This window comes from Pseudomonas sp. GM74 (assembly GCF_000282455.1).
In the GTDB taxonomy this organism is placed as follows: Bacteria; Pseudomonadota; Gammaproteobacteria; order Pseudomonadales; family Pseudomonadaceae; genus Aquipseudomonas.
Genome location: NZ_AKJG01000028.1, coordinates 1 through 1,101 on the forward strand (window position 1 = coordinate 1; position 1,101 = coordinate 1,101).

General features: G+C 62.0%; 1 protein-coding gene. It reads left to right on the top strand.

Features of this window, described 5'->3' with window-relative positions:
* Positions 1–1,056 (top strand): NAD(P)(+) transhydrogenase (Re/Si-specific) subunit beta (locus tag PMI34_RS22495; RefSeq protein WP_008047164.1); only part of this gene is annotated, 1,056 nt, incomplete at its 5' end.
* Positions 1,057–1,101 lie beyond the last annotated feature (45 nt).

Sequence of the window (1,101 nt, forward strand, 5' to 3'; positions counted from 1 at the left end):
GCGATCCCGGCCGGTAACCGTCTGGAACTGTTCCTCGGTGCCGCCATTGGTGCGATCACCTTCTCCGGTTCGGTAATCGCCTTCGGCAAGCTGTCGGGCAAGTACAAGTTCCGCCTGTTCCAGGGCGCACCGGTACAGTTCAGCGGCCAGCACAAACTGAACCTGCTGCTGGGCCTGGCCACGCTGGGCCTGGGCATCACCTTCATGTTGACCGGCGACCTCAACGCCTTCGCCTTGATGCTGGCCCTGGCCTTCATCATGGGTGTGCTGATCATCATCCCGATCGGTGGCGCGGACATGCCCGTGGTGGTGTCCATGCTCAACAGCTACTCCGGCTGGGCAGCGGCAGGTATCGGCTTCTCGCTGAACAACTCGATGCTGATCATCGCCGGTTCGCTGGTGGGCTCGTCCGGTGCGATCCTCTCGTACATCATGTGCAAGGCGATGAACCGCTCCTTCTTTAATGTGCTGCTCGGTGGCTTCGGCAATACGGCGGATGCGGCCGGCCCGGCGGGTTCGAAAGAAGCCCGTCCGGTGAAATCCGGTTCGGCTGACGACGCGACCTTCCTGCTGACCAACGCCGACACCGTGATCATCGTGCCGGGCTACGGCCTGGCGGTCGCGCGGGCACAGCATGCGTTGAAGGAACTGACCGAGAAGCTGACCCATCGCGGCGTGACCGTGAAGTACGCGATCCACCCGGTGGCCGGTCGTATGCCCGGCCACATGAACGTGTTGCTGGCCGAAGCCGAAGTGCCTTACGACCAGGTGTTCGAGATGGACGACATCAACTCCGAGTTCGGCCAGGCCGACGTGGTACTGGTGCTGGGCGCCAACGACGTGGTCAACCCGGCCGCCAAGAACGATCCGAAATCGCCGATTGCCGGCATGCCGATTCTCGAAGCGTTCAAGGCCAAGACCATCATCGTCAACAAACGCTCGATGGCCAGCGGCTATGCCGGCCTGGACAACGAGTTGTTCTACCTGGACAAGACCATGATGGTGTTCGGCGACGCGAAAAAGGTCATCGAGGACATGGTCAAGGCCGTCGACTAACCCTCTGCGGCACACCGAGCGCCCCGATTCGTCGGGGCGTTTTTG